This is a genomic window from Hydrogenophaga aquatica, from assembly GCF_054780915.1.
Map to the genome: position 1 here is coordinate 790,708 of NZ_BAAGVK010000011.1, position 17,288 is coordinate 807,995.

A 17,288-nucleotide genomic window follows, 5' to 3' on the forward strand; every position below is an offset into this window, starting at 1 on the left:
GTCAGATGCCCACGTTGTTCATGTGGCAGGCCAGGTCCACCATGCGGCAGGCGTAGCCCATTTCGTTGTCGTACCAGGCGTACACCTTGAGCAGGGTGCCGTCGGTCACCATGGTGGAGAGGGCGTCAACGATGGAGCTGCGCGTGTCGCGGGCATAGTCGGCGCTGACCAGGGGACGCTCCTCGTACCCCAGAATGCCCGCCAGATAGGTCTGCGCCGCTTCCTTGAACAGTGCGTTCACTTCCTCGGGCGTGGTGGTGCGCTGCAACTCGAACACGCAGTCGGTGAGCGAAGCGTTGAGCACGGGCGCGCGCACTGCGTGGCCGTTGAGCTTGCCCTTGAGTTCGGGGTAGATGAGCGCAATGGCCGTGGCGCTGCCCGTGGTGGTGGGGGCCAGGCTGGCCATGGCGCTGCGGGCGCGGCGCAGGTCTTTGTGCGGGGCGTCCACCACCAGGTTGGTGTTGGTGGGGTCGTGAATGGTAGTGATCTGCCCGTGGCGGATGCCAATCTTCTCGTGCACCACCTTCACCACGGGGGCAAGACAGTTGGTGGTGCAGCTTGCGGCGGTGACGATGCGGTTGGCGGCCGGGTCGTAAAGCTGTTCGTTCACACCAACCACGATGTTCAGCACGGCGCCCACCTTCACCGGCGCGGCAACGATCACACGCTTGGCGCCCCGGTCCAGGTGGCCCTGCAGCGTTTCGGGCGTCAGGAACTTGCCGGTGCACTCCAGCACCACATCCACACCCAGTTCGCCCCAGGGAATATCGGCCGGGCTGGCGTGGCTGCTGAAGGAAAGCCGCTGGTCACCGATCAGGATGGCGTCGTCACCCTCGGCGCGGATGTTCTCGCGCCACTTGCCTTGCACGGTGTCGAAAGCCAGGAGGTGCGCGGTGGCCGCCGCGCCACCTTTCAGTTCATTGAGGTGCACCACCTCCAGACGGTTGTTTGCGCGCGGGTCGTCCGCCTGCCGTTCGGCGGCGCCGAAGGCCGCGCGCAAGGCCAACCGCCCGATCCGGCCCATGCCGTTGATGCCTACTTTCATCAAGCACTCCAATATTCAACATTTCAATATTTATTGAATAATAACCCATGTTTGTGACACGCGGAAGTCATCGTGACCGGATCGCGCGCGTGCCAAACCGGGGGTACCTTCCGCGTGGCATCCGCAAAGCCCCTGCAGCTCATCCCTCCCATGGATACTCATGCACATGCCAGCCATGGCCTTCAATGGCAAGCGCCCCTATGTAGCCGGACGCAGGCCGCAGCGTATGGACCGACCAATTCTCATTCGCCATGCAACCGTCAGGCACCTGGCCCAGAACGGCTGCACGCCGCCTTGGACGAAGCGCGCTCGCAAGGGAACCCCTTTCCTGGGAAGTCGCCAGGCCCTCGCCAAGTGCTTTCAGGCACGCCTCCTTCCTCGTCCAGTGCCCGAGGAAGGCTTCAGCGTAGAGTGGCTTTGACAGACCATGCAACCGCCGAACTTCAAGGGGGGGGAAGAAGTGCTGAGCGATTTCCGCGTATCCGCTTTCCTCACGAATGGCTTCAACATCCACACCAACGCGGGCATGGGCGGCGACGGCGACGAGTGCCAGGTCAGACGAATGGGACAGGTTGAATCTGAGCCCGCTGCGCAGCACCGGGTCCAGCTCGGGTTTTCCAGATGGGTTGCAGACGTAGCGCACCTGGTCAGGCGGGACACCAAGGTAGCGCCCCAAAATGTCACGCAAGGCCCCATGGGCGGCCACGAAACGTTGCTGATCGCGCCTGAACCGGAAACGTGAATGGCGCTCACGCTCGGCGGAAGAGAGGGTGGCGTAGAGGCGGCCTACAGTGTCTGCGGACACGTCCAGACCTGCGCACCAGACATGCACCTCATGTTCCCGTGGACCATGCATTCGACGCTCCGTTGAGCGACAGTTCGCTCACCAAGATCCGCACAACCTCCATGCCGATGCGCGCCTGCGCTTCCTGCGTCGCACCGCCCAGGTGTGGGGTACAGATGACACGCGGGTGCCGGGCAAGGCACAGGCTCCTCAAGGGTTCTTCGGAGAAGACGTCCAGCGCCGCCCCGCGGACCTTTCCCGACTCAAGTGCTTCGAGCAGTGCGTCTTCGTCGATCAGCCCGCCACGTGCACAGTTGACCAGGAACACGCCGTCTTTCATCCGGTCCATTTCACGCCGCCCTATCACGGCACGGCTGTCCAGTCCTGGCGTATGCACAGAGATGAAATCGGCGCGGGGCAGAAGCTCGTCGAGAGTCAGTATCTTGAGGCCTTCAAAGCAGCCCCTGGGCTGGGCCTCCCTGTCGGCCCCGATGGTCACCATGCCAAGCGCCGAGGCATAGCGGCCCAGGGTGCCGCCGATACGGCCCACGCCGATGATGCCGAGCGTCTTGCCTTTGAGCTCCACCCCGTCCGAGAACTCCTTTTTCGGCCACAGGCCGGACTTGACAGCGGCGTCGGCCTGCGGGGTTCGCCGCGCCAGCGCCAGGATCTGCCCCAAGGCCAGCTCGGCGACCGATATGGTGGATGCCTTGGGGGTGTTGAGCACCCTGACGTGCCGGCGTGCGGCGGCCGCAAGGTCGATGTTGTCGGTACCGATACCACCGCGAACGATCAGCCGCAGCCTGTGCGCTGCCGCGATCAGCTGCGCCGAAAGTTTGGTGGCGGACCGAACGACGACGGCATCGTAGTTGGCGATGACGGCCTTGAGCGCATCGGGCGGCAGACCGATCCGCTGGTCGATCTCCAAACCGCTGTCACGCATCTGCTCAATCGCCTCGGGGGCGATCGGGTCGCAGATCAAGACCCGGGCCTGAAGCATCCGCCGCGCGGCATGGCTTGCCGTGCGGATGTGCGGATATTTCATGTGATCGATCGCTACCGGCTCGACCGGCAGCAGCGTGGTGTGTTCCTTGGCTGACATCGTCGCCCCCTTTGCCTGGATACAGGACGCCGTCAGGCGGCCACGACATCGATCGCCGGTGAAAAAGCATTCACGCACACGGCGTCGGCCATTGCCACCAACACCTGGCGCTGGCCTGCGTAGCTTTCCCGGCCATGCGCGGTGCGGATGTTGTCCACCAGCAGCATGTCACCGGACTGCCACTGCTCACGCACGGTGTTGTCGCTGTAGGCTTGGTTGATCCGCTGGACGATATCCGGGCCGATCGGGTCGCCGTTGCCGAAGCGGGTGTTGAACGGCAGCCCGTCCTCGCCACAGATGTCCACAAGGTATTCGCGCACCTCCGGGTCGATGGTCCATTCATTGAGAAAGGCGATCTGGTTGTACCAGCAGCGCCGCCCTGTGCGCGGATGCCGCACGACGGCGCCGCGGCGCTGCCAGGTACGCAGTGCGCCACCGGGTCGCCACTCGAACCGGATGTCGTTTGCACGGCAGTAACGCTCCACCTCGTCACGGCTTTCGGTGCCGAAGGCATCGGCGACGGAAGCCCCTATCTCGTCGTTGTAGTTGCGCACCAGCAGCCAGCCTGTTTCCTCGAAGCGAGCCACGATTTCGGCAGGCAACGCATGCAGCATGGCCTCGCCGTCGGCCAGCGGGGTGGCACCAGCCTCAGCCGGGGCCGTGAGGCAGGCGAACAACATGAGAGAAGGCGCCTGGAGTGCATAGCTGAGTTCATGGTGCATGCACATGGGTTGGTTGGGTGGCCACTTGGACGACGAATAGAGGACATCCGAGTAGTGGTGCCGGGGCGAGAACGCCTCCCTCTCGGTCATGAGCGAGCCCAGCTGGCGGAAAACCGCCTCTGTTCCGGTCACGTCCTGCAGACGCAGACCGCGTACGAGCAGCGACCCATGCTCCAGAACAGCGGCGCGCAGGGCCTCGCGGTGTTCCGCCGCCCAGTGGATGGCGCCGCCGATGTCGTCGACCTGCAGCAGTGGCAGTCCGCCGGGAGGCCGCGCGACCTTTGGCAGCGCGGCCTGTGCTGTGGATGTGTCTTTCGCAAAGTATGTGGACATGTGGGGTATCTCCTTCGGTGCTTGCAGCCTGCAAGCTAACGTTCAGGCGCGGCCCGCGCCGGTTGCCCGCCGCGGGTCTCGATGAGGTGAGCCAGATCAGAAAGAACCGGGCAACCGGCCAGGTCTTTCAGGGATATGGAACGGTTCAGTTGGGTGACCAGCCGCAGCGCCGACAGCGACGTGCCGCCGATCCTGAAAAAGTCGGTCTGCGGGTCGATGTCCTGTTTCGGAATACCAAGGATTTCTGCCCAGACACGGATCAGCCATTGTTCGGTTGGCGTGGCCACCGGGCCTTGGCCGGCCCTGGCGCTGCCAAGTTCGCTGGCCAGCGCGGTCAGGGTCTTTTTGTCGACTTTTCCGTTGCCCGTCAGGGGCAGCTGGGGCTGCCAATGAAATGCCGACGGCACCATGTACCCAGGCAACCATGCACGCAGCTGCCTTTGCAGCACGGCGGTATCGAGCGGACGCTCACTGGCATAGAAGGCCACCAGTTGCTTGCCGTCACCCCGCTCGACGGCCACGACTGCGCCGTCACCCACCCCCGGCAAGCGCAACAGGCTGTTCTCGATCTCGCCGATTTCTATGCGGAAGCCCCGGATCTTGAGTTGCGAGTCCCGGCGACCCAGGAATTCCAGCTTGCCTTCGGGCAGCCAGCGGCCGTAGTCGCCGCTGCGGTACAGCCGCTGGCTCGGGCGGTGCGGGTCGGGCATGAAGGCACGTCGAGTGCGCTCGGGGTCGTTGATGTAGCCTCGGCCCACGCACACCCCGGAAAAGACGATCTCCCCTGGGGCGCCGAGCGGCACGGGCGCCAGGTGTTCATCGACCACGTACACGTGCACGTTGTTGACCGCCCGGCCCAGCGGAACCCGCTCCCGGCTGGGCACGCGGTCCATGATCTCGTGGTTGGTGTCGTCCGAGGTCTCCGTGAGCCCGTAGGCGTTCACCAGCCTGATGGCCGGCTGGGCCGCGAACCATCGCTGTGCCAGGGTCTTCTTCAGCGCCTCGCCGGTGACCGCCACGAACCGAAGGTGCGGCAAGGCGCGCGGGCTCGCCTCCAGGCAGGACAGCACGACGTCAAGGTAGGACGGCACCACCTGCAGCACGCTGACCCGGGCATCGGCCACCTTGTCGACAAAGCGCCCTGCGTCCAGGATCACGTCCTGCTCGATCAGCTGTGTGCGCCCGCCCACCAGCAGCGCGGCAACGAGTTGCCACAAAGAGATATCGAAGCACTGGGGCGCCGTCTGGGCAACCACGCTGCCCTTGCCGATTTGCAGGTCGTCTATCTTGGCGAACAGGTGGTTGACGAGGCCGGCGTGCTCGCACATGGCCCCCTTGGGTTCGCCCGTCGAGCCAGACGTGAAGTAGATGTAGGCGAGCTGGTCGCCGGTGGCGGTGATGCCCAGATTGGAAGCTGGGCCCGGCGGTGCGCAGGCCGTGCTGATGATCAGACGCTGGGTGCCGAGTTGTGCCACGGACGGCAAGGCGAGCGCCTGGTCGAGCATGGTGGCACTGCCCGGCTCGGTGAGTGCGAACCGGCAACCGGCGCGCGTGAGCATGCGCGCCATGCGGTCTGCCGGAAAGTGTGGCTCGATGGGCAGGTACACCCCTCCGGCCTTGAAGATGGCGAGCACGGCCGTGACCCAGTCCAGATTGCGCTCTGTGACCACGGCCACGATACCTTCGCGGTGCAGGCCCTGGGCCAGGAGCGTTCGCGCCAGGCGGTTGGCACGCGCGTTGAGCTGCGTGTACGTCAGCCGCTGGCTGCCATGCACGACGGCAATGGTCCGCGGGTGCGCCAGAACCTGCGCTTCGAACAGTTCGTGAACCGAGCCGCCCGGCAGCTCTCGCCGCGGCCCGGCGAGACCATCGAGCTGGTGGTGGAGCTCCGCCGGAGACAGCAGGGACTGGCGGGCGTGGTCCGCCCCTGGGTCAACGGCCATGAGGGACAGCGCGGTCAGGTGGTAGTCCGCAATCCTGGCTGCGCATTCGGCGTCGATGGCATTCGTCCGGTACGCCAGCCGCAGCACGGTCCCCGCCGGCCTCTGGGTCCCCTTGCCCCTTGCGAAACCGATCTTCAACACCGTGGCCCCCGTCAGCCCCCGTGCAGCGCCCGGGTCTCGGGTGAGTTCGGTTTCAAACAGGGGCTGCGTCAGCCCCAGTTCCCGCTTCAGCCTGGCAACCGGGAAGTCCAGGTGCGCCAGCAGCGCGGCTTCTGCCTGGGCAGTGTGCCGCAGCAATTCGCTCCAGGAACGTGCAGCCAGCGCGAGCCGCAGCGGCACGGGCGGCCCCTCACCCACCGCGTAGCCCGTGGTCACGTCGCGGTCGCCGGAGAGCGCGCCGAGCACCTTGGCGTGCGCGGCCAGCAGCATGGTGCTGAAAGGCAGCGCCAAGGCCTTGGCCAGCCGTTGCAGGGCCGCCATCAACGCTTCGGGAACTGCGGTCTCGCATTCGCTCGTGCCCGCGACCGGTTTCAAGTTCCAGCGAGGTATGGCGGTGAACCCGCTTTCCAGCAGTGCCGATTGCCAGTACGCGCGGGCCGCCTCGGCAGCAACGCTGCGACCCCGGTGTTCGATGGTGCTCATCTCAACTCTCCCGCGCCGGGTTGCCCGCCCAGCGGGTACGCGGCGGAACATCTTCACCCTTCATGAGGAAGGAATCGGCGGCCAGCAGCGCGCCGTCGCCCATGGTCACCCCGTAGTGCACGAAAGCGCCCACGCCCACCGTGCAGCCCGTGCCCAGTGTGGTCGGGCCGGACTTGTAGGTACCGTCCTCCTGGGATTCGCACTGGAGCTTGCTGGCGTGGTTGAGCACGCATTCGTCCCCTATCGCCGTCAAGGTCGGTTCGGAAATGTGGACGCCGTCGTCAAACAGCCGCTTGCCCACGCGAACACCCACCAGCCGCCAGAGCACGCCCTTGAACGGGGTGCCGTTGAAAACGTGGTAAAGGCTGATGGGGTGCAGCTTCCAGTTGCGCTCCACCCACCAGAAGGCCGGGTCGTAAATGGAACAGATGGGCGGCGGCGGCGGGGCAATCACCAGGAAGAGGCGCTCCACCAACGCGTAGTAGACGATGGCCAGCACCACGCTGAATGCCATCAACGCTGCCATGAGCGCATGGGCAACAACGTCGTAGAACAACTCGATGGCGGCCAGGTTGACGATCACCATCAGCCACACCCCCAGCCAGCGGGTGAACAGGAAGATGCCGATGGTGCGCAGGTTGAAGAGGTTCTTGGCCGCCAGGCCACGGCGCCGGGCTTCTCCCCGCTGCAGGTGGTCGAAGCGGTTGTCGCGCTCGACCGAGCGCGGAATTTCGAACGGCGGTGAACCCAGCAGACCCACCCCCTGGCGCACCGGGCCGTCTATCGGCACCAGCACCTTGATCGCCAGCAGACAGTTGTCTGCCGTTCTTGCACCGGTGGGATAGGTGACATAGTTGCCCACGAAGTTGCGTGAGCCGATGGCCGTGCGCGACACCCGGAACGATGAGTTCGACACCTCGTCGTTGATCAGGTACAGACCATCGGCGACCATCGTTCCGCTGCCCACCGAGGTGAGCAGGGGGTTGGTGGTGGTGACTTCGCTGCCGAAGTTGGAACCGGTCTGCACGACGGGCGACAAGTGGTAGCCCACCCAGGTGAGGAAGTGGACGATGTAGGAGCTGTCGCCAAAGACCACCGTGAGGAAACGCTGCCTGCCCAGCCAGGCGATCGTCCGGTGCACGGCGTAATGGAAGCCGTAGAGCGGGTAGACCGCATCCGGCTTGATGAACACCCCCAGCACGCGCGGCAGCAGCCCCACCGCCAGCAGGCCTGCGAACAATGCGCCGAAGAACAGCACCGCCGAGAAGACCAGCGACTCGATCAACAGCCCCAGCACCGTCATGGCGCCGGTGGCTGTGTTGGTGTACGCCCCCATGCCAGCCCCTTCCATGAGCGATTCGACCGCCAGGAACAGCAGGCCCAGGCCGCCTTCCAGGAGCGGAGCCATCAGGAACAGCACGCCGAACAGAGTAAGGACGCCGTAGACGGTTCGCCGCAACGCCCCGCACGGGGCAGGGGCAACGCGGACATAGTCGGTCAGGGTGCGCTGTGCCGGTGAGCCATGCCACCGCTCGCCTGCCGGCACCGATTGGCCGCCGTGCAGCGCCGACGCGTGGCCCAGTTGCGCGCCGTCGCCCATGGAAGTGCCAATGTCTAGCACGGACATTTCACCGACGAACACGTCCTGGCCCAGCGTCACGGGGCCCGTCTCAATGCGGCCAGCCTGCGCGCGGTAGCACTGGAAGATGGCATCTCTTCGGATCACCGCCCCCGAGCCGATGGTCAGCAGATCGGTGCACACCGGGATGTGTTTCGAGAGGATGGTGACCCGCGGCCCCACTTGCGCGCCCAGCGCCCGCAGGTAGAGCCCATAGAGCGGTGAACCGACGAACAAGTGGATGCCTGGGTTCGACTGGATCAGTGTCTTGACGACCCAGAAGCGCACGTAGTCAAGGCTCCAGAGGCGGATCTGCCCGGGCCGCCATCGGCCGATCAACAGCCATTTGGCCGCGATGGGCACCATGCACACGACGACGAAGACCGCACTGCCGAACAACCCGAGGAGGAGAACCTTTTCGGCACCCACCACCCCGGGTATCAGCTTTTGATAGCCCTCGACGGCAAGGTACACGCCCAGGTAGGTGTAGCCGAAGTAGAACAAGGCCTGCAGCACACCGCACAAAACGTACTCGCGCGCGCTGGTGGGCGTGGCCGCCTCTGCTGCGGCGACGGCCGCCTCAGGCTTGGCGGCCACGGGGGCGGCATCGGCCAGCGCAGCGGCCAGACGGCGGACGGTCGGGTTGGCGTAGATGTCCTTCATCGACACCGCTGGCAGGCCCTCGTGCTTCCTCACCCGGGCGCAGAAATGCGCCATCACCAGAGAGTCGGCACCAAGTTCCGCAAAGAAGTCCTGATCGACCGGCACGCTGTCGGCATGCATGACGCCGGCAAGCACCTCGGCCAGCTGGTGCTCGATGCTCGTGACGGCGTCCTGGCTGTCCGCCATGACGGCGCTCATCGCACGACCTCGTGATAGAAGTCATACAGGCGCAGGTCCCGGCCGGAGGCGACTGCCTGCTCGTACACCCACTTGCCCACCGCCAGGTCGAGTATCCCCATGCCAAAGGGAGAAAAAATGACGGGGCGTTGCCGGTCTACCGCGCAGCGCCCCTGCATGACCTCGGCCAGCGTGCCGGTGACGAAGTCCCTGTTGCCGGTCAGCTGCTCGGTGAGATGTGGCGAAGTGTTTGCCTTCATGACGTGGTCAACGTCGTCAACCACGTTCTGCGACGCCAGCAGCACTTCAGGGGCCAGGTCGCGCAGCGAGATGTTCAACACCACGGGACTGTGCGCGAACAGCCCGGCATCGGAAATGTGAGGGGCGGAGGCAACGGTCGTGAAGACGATGAGGTCGCAAGACCGGACGAGGCTCGCCGCGTCTGGTGCCACGGTGATCCGTTGGTGGCGTTCCGCGTCGCATGCCGATGCCATGAACTTCCCGGCTTCGTGGGGCATGAGGTCGAACAGCTGCACTTCGCCGATCTCCCAGCCCGTGTCGATGAGGAACTCGTAGACGTAGCGAGCGATGAAGCCCGTGCCCACGATGCCCAGTGAGCGGGCGCGCCTGCGCTTGCCGTTCAGCCAGTATGCGGCCAGCGCCGCCGACGCCGCGGTACGCGATGCTGAGATGATCGAGCTTTCAAGAATGGCAAACGGGTAGCCGGTGTCGTAGCTGTTCAGGATGAGCACCGCCGAGGCGCGGGGAAAGCCGCGCCGGACGTTGCCGGGAAAGCTGGCAATCCACTTCAGTCCGGCCACGTCGACGCTGTCGCCAAGATAGGCGGGCAGCGCGATGATTCGGGAGTCGGGTTTGGCTGGGAAACGCAGGAAGTAGCTGTCCGGGTTGACGGAGTGCCCCTGCGCGTGTGCCAGGTAGGCACGCCGCACGATCTCCAGGCACTCTGCCCGGTGGGGGCTGAGGATGTCGGCAACGGTCTTGCCATTGATGATCGAAAGTTCGAAGGTCATGGCGTCCCCCTACTCCAGCCGTGTCGACCAGTTGCTGTCGAACACCGTGTCCAGATAGGGGGTGCCCCGGTCCGCGCACAGAAAAAGCACGGTGGGGCGCTTGGGGCCTGCCATCCTGGCGGCGTAGCGCTTGACGGCGGCGTACGCGGTTCCGCTCGACCCGCCCACGAACAAGCCCTGTGTGGCAAGCATCTCTTGGCAGGCCGCAGCCGTTTCACTTTCGGGCACCATCACCACGTCATCGATCCTGGCCTGCGACAGCAGCGGCGGAACGATGCTGGACCCCAGCCCAGGAATGTGGCGTTTGCGCGGCGCGCCACCGAAGATGACAGAGCCCTCACTGTCAACGCCAATGATCTTGATCTTCGGGAAATGCTCCTTGAGCCGGCGCGAGACACCCGCAATCGTTCCAGCGGTACTGACGGCAATGAACGCGTAATCAAGGGTGTCGAAATCGGCGCAGATCTCACCCGCCGTGAGCATGTAGTGCGCCTCTATGGCATCCTCGTTGGCGTACTGGTTGGTCCAGTAGCTGTTCGGAATCGTGGCGCACAAATGCTTGACCATTTCTAGGCGGGTCTTGAGGAATCCGCCGGTATCGTCGCGCTCCTGCACCTTCACCACTTCGGGGCAAATGCGCCGCAGGAATGACTCGTAAGTTGCAGAAATGTTGGGATCAATCACCGGGATAAAACGCAAGCCAACCAGATGACTGAAGGTGGCCAGCGCAGTGGCGAAATTGCCCGATGAGGACTCAATGACCGTCGTGTCGTCGTCGATCTCGCCACGCTCAGCAGCGCACTTGAGAATCCAGTAGGCGGGGCGGTCTTTGATACTACCGACAGGATTGACGAATTCGAGTTTCGCAAAAAGGTCCATGCCCTCCATGTCCAGGGGCACATGCGGCGTCGGCCGCAGCATCTTGCGAAGTTGTCCCAGCTTTGCGCAGAGACGGGAAGGCGGTTCGGCAACCACGCCTTGCTGCGGTTCCATCAAACCAGGGCCTTGGCCAGAGTTGAATGACATGATCACACTCCTGTGTCAATCCCTCCTCTGTTCACCATTACCTGTGGTGCAAGTGGCGCTTCGCACCGCCCGCCAAAGAATGCATGGAAGCATCTGCAGATTGAAGATTCATCCAAATTGCAAGATCAAATCCCGCATTCCAGATTGACATTTTGAACCCATCAATTTGAAGAAAATTTCCCGATATTCGACACCCCTTCCAATTTAAAAATATCTCAAATCACTATCAATACAAAGAATATTATCCCCTCGAAGATAACAATCAATGCAACACGTGCGACCGATATTCAACAAATAAGTTCGCGACTCACGAAAGCAATTCCATAAGTATTCTCGAACCAAATTAGGCACACGAAAAACAAAACCAATATGTAATCAACAATTGGTCACCACTGCAATATTATTTTTCATGCGGCAGCCGATTCACGCCGGTCTACCGGCCGGCTGGCTTCAACCGCCTCTGGCTCAGGCCTGCTGGCCTGGCGTACCCTGCAGGGCGCGCGCCAACGCCTCCCACCGGGCAACGAAACCTGACGACCAGGTCTGTTCGTCCAGCTCCGACTCCAGCGTTTGCGCAAGCGCCGCCAGTTCCTCACGCCCCAGTGACTTGAGAATGCCCTTAAGCGTATGCACGACGCGGCGCAGGCCGCGCGGGTCGCAGAGGCTGCACGCCTGGTCACCCGCGGCAACGTCGTCCACCAGCTGGCGGAGGCACGAGTCCCGGTAAGCCAGGAAGAAGTCCCGGTCCCCTTCAAAATAGGTGTCGATGGCCGCCTGCTCGGAGGGGGAGAACTCACACACGCTCGTTCTCCTCGGTGTTGCGCAGCCAGATGCCGTGCATGGCATCTTCCACCACTTCGAATGCCGCCACGATGGCCGGGTCGAACTGCCGCCCGCTGGCTGCGCGCAGGTGCTCCCGTACACGCTCGCGCGGCCAAGGAGCCTTGTGGGCGCGCCTTGACAGCAAGGCGTCGTAAACGTCCGCCAGGCCCACAATGCGTGCACACAGGGGAATGGCGTCGCCACGCAGGCCCAGCGGATAACCGCCGCCGTCCCAGTGCTCGTGGTGGTACAGGGCCATGTCCCGCGCCAGCTCCAGAAAGGTCAGCGGCCCGCCCTGTTCACCGGTGTGGAGCACATGCCCGCCAACCTGCGCAACCACTTCGCTGATCACTCCCTGCAGCGCCTGCCCGCCCAGTTCCGCGTGGGTTTTCATCACCGCCCATTCAGCTTCCTGCAGGGGTCCAGGCTTGCCAAGAATGCTGGCGGGAATGCCGATCTTGCCGATGTCGTAAAGCACCGACGCCTTGACCATTTTTTCCTGGATGCGCGGCGGCAGGCTGAGCGCGTGCGGCCCGGCGGCTCGCAATTGCCCGGTCAGGCACGCCACGTAAAGCTGGATCCGCTCCAGCCGCCGGCTGGCATCCTTGCCCAGGGCGTTGCCCATGTTGGCCAGCCCCCTAATGCCCGACTCCAGGATTGCGACTTCGCCCTCCAGTTCACGATTGGCGCTGGCCAGGAGGCTCTGGGTTCGCCGCAACTCCAGGTGCGTGTTGACCCGCGCCCGCACGACAGCTGCCGGAGCAGGCTTGACGATGTAGTCGACGGCACCGCAGGCAAAGCCCTTGACCTCGTCCTGGGGGTCGCCCCTGGCCGTCAGGAAGATCACAGGGATGTCCGCCGTGCCGGGGTCGGCCTTGAGGCGGCGGCACAGCTCGTAGCCGTCCATGCCGGGCATCACCACGTCAAGCAGGAACACCTCGGGCAGACCCTCCTGCTCCATGAGCACCATAGCCGTTTCGGCGCTGTGGGCAACCATCACCTCGTGCTCCTGCCTCAGTGCAAAGCCCAGCAGCTCCAGGCTCGCGGGCGAGTCGTCCACCACCATCACTCGCGGCTTGCGCATCTCCAGGGTTCCTTCTGCATTCATGATCGTTGTCTCAATCTGTTGCCACACACGCGCGCTGACCTTGCTCATTCGACGCCAGCCACTTGCCCAGCACCTCGCGCAGCCTGGGCAGGGCCATTGGCTTGACGATGAAGTCGTCCATCCCGGCTTGCAGCGCCTTGTCGCGGTCGGCGGCAAAGGCATTCGCCGTGAGGGCGATGATGGGAAGACGCTTGCGGTCCGGCGCCATGCTCTCCCATAGCCGGATGCGCCTCGTCGCCTCATAGCCGTCCAGCACGGGCATCTGCACGTCCATCAGGATCAGGTCAAAGGTTTCGCCCGACTCCACGAGTTCCGCGCCTTCCTGGCCGACATGCGCGATGGCGACTGACAGCCCCAGCCGCCGGAGCATGTTGTCCACCACCATCCTGTTCATGGGGTGGTCCTCTACCACCAGGACGCGCCCGGCAAGCACGGGATGAACACCCTGCGGCTTCGCGGTGCCCCCGGGCTTGCCCCAAGGCTCGACGCCGGCCTCTGCGGGTTGCAAGGCATCTTGCGCAGGGGTTTCCAGTGCCTCGTCCACGGGCACGCGGAACCAGAACCGTGACCCTTCGCCCGGCACGCTGCTGACACCCACCTCCCCGCCCATCAACGTGCAAAGGCTGCGCACGATCGACAGCCCCAGCCCCGTTCCCCCGTACTGTCTGGTGGTGGAGGCGTCCACCTGCGTGAAGGGGTGGAACAGAAGGGACTGCTTGTCGACGGGAATGCCGATGCCCGTGTCCGTCACGGTGAATTCGAGCATGGCACTGCCTGATCCATCCGCCAGGGCTGGCGGTGCCTGAAGCTCGATCTTCACGCTGATCTGCCCCATCTGGGTGAACTTGATCGCGTTGCTGACCAGGTTGTTCAGCATCTGCCGCACGCGTCCACCATCCGTGTAGTACCGCCCGCCCGCCGGGCCAGCCCACTTCAGGTCAAAGCACAGCCCTTTGGCGCGCACGGTCTCGGCAAACAGGCAACGGGTTTCCTCGAGCAGCAGGGCCGGGTCCAGGGGCATGCGCTCAAGCTGCACCTTGCCGGACTCCACCTTGGACAGGTCCAGGATGTCGTTGAGCAACGCGAGCAAAGCCTCGCCAGACTGCAGGATGGTGCTGGCAAAGCTGACGCGCTCCGCCTCTGTCAGATCGTCCTGCTGCAACAGCTGCGCCATGCCAAGAATGCCATTCATCGGCGTGCGCAGCTCGTGCGACATCGTCGCCAGGAACCGGCTCTTTGCCACGTTGGCCGCTTCGGCAGCCTGCCTGGCCTCGACAAGCTCGGTGATGTCCACCCGGAACCCGACGATGTAGCCGTTGGAACTCACCCGCTCCAGCACCCGCATGAAGCGCCCGTTTTCAACGCGCTGCACAAAGAGGCTGCCCTCGCGGTGGGCGCGCACACGCTGCTCCACCCATTTGTCGATGCCCTCCTCCGGAGGGTCGCCACCGCCGCGCTCTTTCCACGTACGCACGATCTGCTCGAAGCTGACGCCCACCCGGATGATGTCGCGTATGGTGGGATACGTGTCGCGGTAACGCTTGTTGCAGTAGACCAGCCGGTCGTCCGGATCGAAGATCACCAGTGCTTCGTCGATCGTCTCTATGCCCGAGCGCAACAGCTCCTCGGTCTCGCGGACCTTGGCTTCGGCTTCCTTCAGGCGGGATATGTCCTGGTGGGTGCCAGTCACCAGCAAGGGGTGGCCATGGGCATCCCGGCTGATCAGCTTGGCCCGCGCCATCACCCAGACCCAGTGACCGGACCGGTGCCGCAGCCGCACCTCACACTCGAAGATGGGTATCTCGCCCGAGAGGTGCTGGTCCATGATGCGGTCCGCCACGGCCAGGTCGTCGGGGTGGGCCAGGGAACGCCAGGTACCGGCAACCGTCTGCTCCAGTTCATCCACCCGGTAGCCGACGATGGAAGCCCACCGCTCGTCCACCGACTGGCGGCCTGTCTGGCAGTTCCACTCGAACAGGCCGATGTTGGTGGCCTCCACCACGTCATCCAGCCGCCTGCGCTGATCGGCCACCAGCTGCTCCTGGAGCCTGCGCTCCGTGATGTTGGTGACGCTGCCCAGCACCCTGACGGGCCGCCCCTGCGCGTCCCGCTCGGAGACGCCGCCCCGGTCCCGGACCCAGATGTAGCCTTTCGAGGTGCGCAGGCGGTGCTCGGAGTAGTACTCGCTGGCCTGCCCGTCCATCATTTCCTGTATGCGGCGGAAAACCTGCGCCTTGTCATCAGGGTGGATCAGCTCAGCGAACCCATCGACCGTCGCCGGCACCTCGTCATCGGCGTACCCCAGCAACGCATACCACTGCGCGTTGTGGTGGACCCGTCCACTGGGCACATGCCAGTCCCAGATGCCTTCCCGGGTCAAGCGCAGCACCTCCTGCAGGCGCCGCTCGCTTTCGGCCACCAGCTGCTGGCTGTGCACCATGTCAGTGATGTCCTGGGCAATCACCAGGAGCTGCGCGCGGCCAACCGAGTCACGGATCGGTTTCTTGATGGACCGGTAATGCCTGATCTCCCCGGACACCGCATCGCGGCTGTCCTCGAAAACAACCTCCGTCCGGCCCCGAGCCAGGATGTCCAGACAGTTCTCGCGGAAGGCGTCCGCCATCTCTGTCGAGACACCGAAATGCCCATCGTGCTTTCCAGCCATCTGCGCCGGAGTGGTGTTGTACAGCTCCGCCAGCGCACGGTTCGCTAGGACGAAGTTGCCCTGATCGTCCTTCACCAGAATGGGGTAAGGCGTCTCATCGATCACGGAGCGCAACAGCGTCTCGCCATCAGGCGCGATTGGCGGGATGGCGGCGGCCGCACCCTCCGCTACGCGCATTGACGCGTCGTGGACCCGGATCGATGCCAGCCGTCCGCTGGCGTCGTAGCCCAGCGTGATGCCACGGCTCACGTCTTCGGCATACCTGATGGCGCCAGAGCCCCAGCGCATCTCCAGCTCATCGCGGGCGCCGTCGTAATGCGTGGCGGGAATGTTCTTGTCCATGGCGGGACTCCTCACAAACGCCGCATGATCCGCGCCGGATCGATGCGGACCTTGACAGACTCGGCAGGAACAACCGAGAGAACGGCAAACGCCGGATAGGCAGTGTCACGCAACACCGGCAAGGCAATCGGCATGCCCTGGCCATTGACGATCGCGACGGCCTGCGGCTGGCTGACTTTCTGGCCCCGGCGGATCACCACCGCAGTGTCCCCGTTCTTCAGCCTCACATAGCTGCCTGGCGGGTACAACCCCAGGCGGCGAACCAGCATCTCTCCCAGCTCCTTGTTGCCTTCGATCAGGCTGCTGTACGTGTCACGCAACGCAACCAGCGGCAGCAACGGCTTTCTGTTCGCCCTGGGGCTGATGCGTGCCACGAAAAGATCAGCCATGTGCAGCAACCGCTGTTCGCGCGAGAGGTTTCGCTTCCCCGCAGGGTAGCCGCTGCCGTCCGGCGATTCGTGGTGCTCCCGAACCAGCTCCAGCCACAAAGAGTCGGTGACGCCCAGTTCCCGCAGCATGCGGGCACTTTCCTCTGGGTGCTTGCGGATCTGCTCCCGCTGCGCCTCTTCCAGCGGCGTGCGCTGCAGCGCCAGTTGGTTGTGTAAGGAGAACATGCCCATGTTCATGGTGAGGGCCGCGTGGCTCAGGCTGTGCGTGGACCAGCCGGGCTGCGCCGTCTCGTCACCCAGCAACTCGCAAAGCACCGCCACCAGCAAGGCATGAGACGCGCTGTAACCCAGCGACTGGTCCTGCATCATCTGCAGCAGCATGAACAGGCTCTCGTCGGCGCGATCGGCCGCCAGCCCCTTGACCTGCCGGTACACCGCGTCCAGTCTCACGGCAAAGTCGTTGCCTTCGGGATTTCGCAACACCGCGGACAGAACCTTCTGCAGCCTGATCCACGCCGCTGCCGCATCAGCAGCGTTCTCCATGGGCACAGGTCCACCCGGTTCGGCTTCGGGCGCAGCTGGCAAGTCAGCAACCAGCGTGCCGCTGCGGATCAACTCGGGATCGCCTCCCTCCCGGCAATGCTTCAGGTAGTCGTCGGCGCGCACCATCGGCCGGTGCGCCGCCAGGCTGCGCAACTGGGTGTGGGACGTGACTGGCTGCCCGCGGGCGAGCAAAAGGATGCCGTGCTCGTTCCACAGATCCACAGGCATGGCCCTGTCCAGCGTCAACACGCCCAGCGACAAGGGCAGATAGCGGTCTCCCATAACTTAGCTCTGCTGGTCACCGATCGGCTGCCGACCCACCACCGGTTTGGG

12 protein-coding genes are annotated in these 17,288 nt (G+C 64.3%); all 12 read right to left on the reverse strand.

Annotated elements, in window-relative coordinates; all coding sequences use genetic code 11:
- Position 1: 1 nt before the first annotated feature.
- The gene (locus ACYVHH_RS11155) at positions 2–1,045 is read right to left on the reverse strand and encodes an ArsJ-associated glyceraldehyde-3-phosphate dehydrogenase (protein WP_460565218.1); all 1,044 of its coding nucleotides are present in this window, start codon (positions 1,043–1,045) and stop codon (positions 2–4) included.
- A 139-nt stretch (positions 1,046–1,184) separates the two neighbouring features.
- On the reverse strand, positions 1,185–1,850 hold the full coding sequence (locus ACYVHH_RS11160) for a 4'-phosphopantetheinyl transferase family protein (protein ID WP_460565219.1): 666 nt from the start codon (positions 1,848–1,850) through the stop codon (positions 1,185–1,187).
- A gap of 28 nt (positions 1,851–1,878) precedes the next feature.
- A complete protein-coding gene (locus tag ACYVHH_RS11165; protein WP_460565220.1) occupies positions 1,879–2,931 on the reverse strand; it encodes an NAD(P)-dependent oxidoreductase in 1,053 nt (350 codons plus the stop codon).
- 32 nt (positions 2,932–2,963) lie between these two features.
- Positions 2,964–3,986, reverse strand: a complete 1,023-nt coding sequence (locus ACYVHH_RS11170; protein ID WP_460565221.1) for a TauD/TfdA family dioxygenase — start codon at positions 3,984–3,986, stop codon at positions 2,964–2,966.
- A 35-nt stretch (positions 3,987–4,021) separates the two neighbouring features.
- Positions 4,022–6,571 (reverse strand): non-ribosomal peptide synthetase, encoded by a 2,550-nt coding sequence (locus ACYVHH_RS11175; RefSeq protein WP_460565222.1) that lies wholly within the window; start codon positions 6,569–6,571, stop codon positions 4,022–4,024.
- A gap of 1 nt (position 6,572) precedes the next feature.
- Positions 6,573–9,050: a Pls/PosA family non-ribosomal peptide synthetase gene (locus ACYVHH_RS11180; protein WP_460565223.1), complete on the reverse strand. Its 2,478-nt coding sequence runs from the start codon at positions 9,048–9,050 to the stop codon at positions 6,573–6,575.
- Entirely contained in the window at positions 9,047–10,060 is a 1,014-nt protein-coding gene (gene sbnB / locus ACYVHH_RS11185) for a 2,3-diaminopropionate biosynthesis protein SbnB (RefSeq protein WP_460565224.1), read from the reverse strand. The genes ACYVHH_RS11180 and sbnB overlap by 4 nt, the downstream gene beginning before the upstream one ends.
- Positions 10,061–10,069: 9 nt before the next feature.
- On the reverse strand, positions 10,070–11,053 hold the full coding sequence (gene sbnA, locus ACYVHH_RS11190) for a 2,3-diaminopropionate biosynthesis protein SbnA (RefSeq protein ID WP_460565225.1): 984 nt from the start codon (positions 11,051–11,053) through the stop codon (positions 10,070–10,072).
- Positions 11,054–11,551: 498 nt separating this feature from the next.
- Positions 11,552–11,887, reverse strand: a complete 336-nt coding sequence (locus tag ACYVHH_RS11195; RefSeq protein ID WP_460565226.1) for an Hpt domain-containing protein — start codon at positions 11,885–11,887, stop codon at positions 11,552–11,554.
- Positions 11,880–13,016 (reverse strand): response regulator, encoded by a 1,137-nt coding sequence (locus tag ACYVHH_RS11200; protein ID WP_460565227.1) that lies wholly within the window; start codon positions 13,014–13,016, stop codon positions 11,880–11,882. The genes ACYVHH_RS11195 and ACYVHH_RS11200 overlap by 8 nt, the downstream gene beginning before the upstream one ends.
- 10 nt (positions 13,017–13,026) lie before the next feature.
- Positions 13,027–16,023, reverse strand: coding sequence for a PAS domain S-box protein (locus ACYVHH_RS11205; protein ID WP_460565228.1), 2,997 nt, complete (start codon positions 16,021–16,023; stop codon positions 13,027–13,029).
- An 11-nt stretch (positions 16,024–16,034) separates the two neighbouring features.
- Positions 16,035–17,237: an HD-GYP domain-containing protein gene (locus tag ACYVHH_RS11210; RefSeq protein WP_460565229.1), complete on the reverse strand. Its 1,203-nt coding sequence runs from the start codon at positions 17,235–17,237 to the stop codon at positions 16,035–16,037.
- Between the last annotated feature and the right edge of the window lie 51 nt (positions 17,238–17,288).